This window comes from Gillisia sp. CAL575 (genome assembly GCF_000403785.1).
Lineage (GTDB): Bacteria > Bacteroidota > Bacteroidia > Flavobacteriales > Flavobacteriaceae > Gillisia.
The window spans coordinates 1-4,342 of record NZ_APHJ01000045.1 but is presented as its reverse complement, the minus strand read 5'-3'; the positions used below and the strand labels follow the sequence as shown (position 1 = coordinate 4,342).

Annotated in this window: 4 protein-coding genes; all 4 read right to left on the bottom strand. The window is 31.7% G+C overall.

Translation table 11 applies throughout. The annotated features are described in order from the left end of the window. Positions 1-543 precede the first annotated feature (543 nt). Positions 544-1,179 carry a hypothetical protein gene (locus tag I130_RS14425; RefSeq protein WP_034924792.1) on the bottom strand — a complete coding sequence of 212 codons (636 nt, stop codon included), beginning with the start codon at positions 1,177-1,179 and terminating at the stop codon, positions 544-546. Between the two features lie 155 nt (positions 1,180-1,334). Beyond that, positions 1,335-2,078, bottom strand: coding sequence for a hypothetical protein (locus I130_RS14420; RefSeq protein ID WP_034924791.1), 744 nt, complete (start codon positions 2,076-2,078; stop codon positions 1,335-1,337). A gap of 158 nt (positions 2,079-2,236) precedes the next feature. After that, entirely contained in the window at positions 2,237-2,857 is a 621-nt protein-coding gene (locus I130_RS14415) for a hypothetical protein (protein ID WP_051119730.1), read from the bottom strand. Between the two features lie 151 nt (positions 2,858-3,008). Then, entirely contained in the window at positions 3,009-3,959 is a 951-nt protein-coding gene (locus I130_RS14410; RefSeq protein ID WP_034924788.1) for a Fic family protein, read from the bottom strand. Between the last annotated feature and the right edge of the window lie 383 nt (positions 3,960-4,342).

Here is a 4,342-nt window from a genome sequence, read left to right as displayed (position 1 = left end):
TCTTTTTAAGTTGTTTTGTTCTTTTCTGAATCTTGATTTATTTTGAGTCTGAGTGAGAATCAGTTTTTAAATTATAAATTCAAAAGCATTTTTGTTCTTAGTCAAATTTGTCATTTTTCTCGTTTGAGTAAAAGTCAGCGCACAGCTTTTAAAATCATTTTCTTTAGTTTCTATTTTTCATTTTACTTTTTCCCGTCAGAGTAAAAGTCAGCGTACTGATCGGAAGAGTATGGTTTTTTACTTTTTTCATCTTTCCGAATTCCGTTGACTAAAATCAGAATTTAGTGCTTTTATTGTATTCCAAAATCTTGAAATAGTCAGCGTAAAAGTTGCGAAAGATGTTTGATGTCAATCAAAATTTTAACGATATTCTTTACGAGATTTTCTTTCTGAGCAATGTTTTACAACGGTCTTGGTTAAGGCAAGTGGCGTGGAGTAGGGACACGTTCTTGTCGGCTTTGTTGTTTGTTACTTGGTCTCTAAAATATCACTTTTTGTTTGAATGCCCGCTATTTGCGCTTAACCGATGTTGGCATTAGTTTTTTATTTCAGTTTGGTTTTCATCTGTAAATGGCTAAAAATCAGTTGGCTTAAAACTAATGGAATAAACAATAATAGCTTTGAGTCAAATCCTTTCAGAATTATAAATGTAATTACTATTCCAATTACTATAATTAAAATCAAAAGATTAACTCGATAAGCTATTGTCAACCAACCGCGTTCTTTCCAAACATCCCAACTATCTTTCGGCCTTACACTTGTCTCTTTCTTCAACAAATTAAGAAATTTTATAGAGTCCGTATTTCTCGATTTTATTCCGCCAAGTTCTATTTCAAAGTCTTTTGTTTTTAATTTTCGCAGATATATTCCTTGTTCAACTATTATAGATTTGATTTCTTCAATTCCGATTGAGTTATATTCTCTAAAGTTGAATATTGGTTTTTTATTCCATTTGAAGTTCAGCTGCTTATTTTCTAAAGTTATTTTTATTTGTCCAAATGAGAAATAGTATAATAATGTTATTATAAACACTAAAATTAATATCGGCACTATAATCTTGAGGAAAGTCAGTTCCATTTTAGCAGACAAAAACAAACAAAATGGAAAGGCAACTGCCATAATTAGAATAGACAGTGAAATCCTATTTTGTTTAATAACTTTTATTCTAAATTCTGTCATTTCTCAAATTAATGCCAACGGTCTTGGTTAAGGCAAGTAGCGTGGAGTAGGGACACGTTCTTGTCGGCTTAGTTGTTTTTTTTCTTGGTCTCTAAAATAACACTTTTCACCAGATTGCCCGCTATTTGCGCTTAACCGATGTTGGCAGCTGTTTATTAGGTTATACTCAGTTTTAGAAGCTCCTCGTTCCAATCTCCAATTATATAAGTAATGTATAATTTTGAGTCCTCATAAATCATATCCTTTTCGTGCGGATGCTTTTCTGCATATTCTAAACATGATCCAACTATACCGTTCATATTAAAAAAATTCTTTGTCCAATTTAAAACAAAGTAATTATCATTTGGATCTTTTACCGCTGTTGGAGCAAATCCATTTCTTAATTCTTTTGCATTCGCGGATTTCTTCCTGATAATTTTATTTAATGCGAAATTAGACCTCTGGATATATTTTATGTCGTTGACCGAAAACACCTTTTCGTAGTCAGTTGAATTTAAAAATGGTGGTAAATTTTGAAATCTTATTAAACAAAAATCTATTTCTTCATCATTATTTAATACACATTTGCAAGGAAATTCAATTTGATTTTTATCTCCATAAAAATTTGCCGGTGTAGCTCCGATTTCCTTAAGAAATGTAAAAATACTTGTATTCAATTCATGTTTTTTGGAAGACCACTCTAATAATTTATTCAACCCATCTTTTTCAACAGAATAAAGTGAATCGAAATCTTGATGATCATACCATGCAGTTGCACAAACTGAACATCTGTAAATATTAGTAGTTTTAAATTCTGCTATTTTAGTATTCTCAAATAAAAACTTTCTTTTTAAATCAGATTTATTATATGTCAGGTAAATACGACCATCGCAATTCGGACAATTTTGTTCTTTCTTCATTTTTTCTTAAATAGCTGCCAACGGTCTTGGTTAAGGCAAGTAGCGTGGAGTAGGGACACGTTCTTGTCGGCTTAGTTGTTTTTTACTTGGTGTCTAAAATAGCACTTTTCACTCAATTGCCCGCTATTTGCGCTTAACCGATGTTGTGCATAGTATTTTTATTTAAATTGAGTTTTTTTAGTCCTCATTAGCGCTTTATTTCTTGTATCCTGGTCATTAAGTGATAAATAATGGATTGCTAAAATCAATTGTATGTTTGGGTCTTTTAAATCAAATGAATTTCTGTCTTTGAGAATTTCTCTGTAATCAAAATCAAATCCACCATAGTCGCCAAATGCTTTTATTCGTTCTGCATACTTTGCAATTCTAGCGTTGCTTTTTCCAAAATCCGCTAAAAAATTCTGATATTTTCCTGTAGCTACTGCGGAAAGATTTTTCGCTTTTGTTCCGCTTGGATTGAAAGTCGCATTACTAAACATCCAAATCTCATTAAAAGTTGTTTTAGAAATTTGATCATATAAATCTTTTTGCTGCTCAAAATTTATATTTGTCCAAAATCCACTTCCATTTGCTTTTAAATAATCGTGCGGAATTCTTTTATAACACTTTCTGAAATCAGATTCTGTATTGAAGCAAATTTGTTCTTTAAAGAATTCAGTTATTTTATTTAAGTCTTTAACCTGATTTGGAGTAAAATTATTTCTTATTTCCGCTGTTGAATATTGACTTTTACACGAAGTGATTAAAAGAATTATTATAATTATTAGGATTTTTTTCATTCTGAAATATTATGCACAACGGTCTTGGTTAAGGCAAGTAGCGTGGAGTAGGGACACGTTCTTGTCGGCTAAGTTATTTTTTACTTGATGTCTAAAATAGCACTTTTCACCAGAATGCCCGCTATTTGCGCTTAACCGATGTTGTGCCCAGTTAAATTAGATATCGAGTTTTGTTTTTATCTCCTACTTTTTTGAAAAAATTTAGTTCGACTCCTTTTTTCAAATCGCGGCTGGCAGTAGCTGCAGAAATATCTTTAAACACTTCCATATAATCTTTTCTTGTAAATTCTCTTTTGTTGAGAGACAAGAAATATTCAAGTCGATCTTTTTCAGTCAATGTGCGACTATTGAAGTCTAATAATTCATCTAATGATTTATCAATTACACCGAGCATATATTCAATAAAACATGTTGAATTGCCAGACTTGTCACTTTGCGATAAAGCTTTATAGTATTTTTCTTGGTCTTTGCTTATTAAAGTTTCAAAGGGTAAATATTCAAAAACGGGATATTTTTCCATTAAAATTAATGTTTGCCACAATCTACCCATTCTACCATTTCCATCTAAAAACGGATGAATAAATTCCATTTCATAGTGAAAGACGCAACTTTTGATCAATTCTATTTCTTCTGAGGATTTTAGATAGCCAAATAGATCTTTCATTAAAAACGGAACATTTTCATGAGGGGGAGCATAGTGTTCAACTTGTGAACCTTTCATTATCCCCACTCCTTGTCTTCTGTATTTTCCAGCACCTTCAATTAGGGTCTCCATTAAATGTTTATGACATTCTAAAAATGATTTTTCATTAAATGGGTTATAATTTTCTAAATGTTCATAAATCTCAATTGCGTTCAAAACTTCCTTAACGTCTTTCTTTGGGCCAATTATTCTCTTATTTTCAAGCAATGCAGTGATCTGTTCTTCAGTCAAAGTGTTACCCTCAATTTTTAAAGAGGAATGAATTGTCTTTATTCTATTTTCCTTCCTTAGTTTGGGAGAGGGTTTATTGAGATAGTTTGCATTTATAGCTCCAACTTTCTCAGAAATTGAAGTTATAAATCTTAAAATACTAGGTGTTATATCGTAAGGTGGTTTCATTTGATACTATCATTTGATATTATCAAAGGTAACATCATTTGATTATTATTCGAAGGAAAAATGTTAATTTTTAATTGGGCACAACGGTCTTGTTTAACGCAAGTGGCGTGGAGTAAGGACGCGAACTTGTCGGCTTTGTTGTTTCTTACTTGGTCTCTAAAAAAGCACTTTTCACCACAATACCCGCTATTTGCTGTTAGCATCCATGAAAAAGCAGTAATCGAGTATCTTTAATAATCACTATAAAAACTAAAGATATGGAAACCCGAGTTACTGCATTACCAAAGTTATTCATAGGAATTGATATTCACAAGAGAAGCTGGAAAATACATTGCAGCACCGATCTCTTTGGCGGTAAATCTTTCACGATGCCTCCAGATCCT

Coding starts and splice junctions, on each gene's coding strand:
- I130_RS14425 (WP_034924792.1), bottom strand. CDS start 1,179: ATGACAGAATTTAGAATAAAAGTTATTAAACAAAATAGGATTTCACTG.
- I130_RS14420 (WP_034924791.1), bottom strand. CDS start 2,078: ATGAAGAAAGAACAAAATTGTCCGAATTGCGATGGTCGTATTTACCTG.
- I130_RS14415 (WP_051119730.1), bottom strand. CDS start 2,857: ATGAAAAAAATCCTAATAATTATAATAATTCTTTTAATCACTTCGTGT.
- I130_RS14410 (WP_034924788.1), bottom strand. CDS start 3,959: ATGAAACCACCTTACGATATAACACCTAGTATTTTAAGATTTATAACT.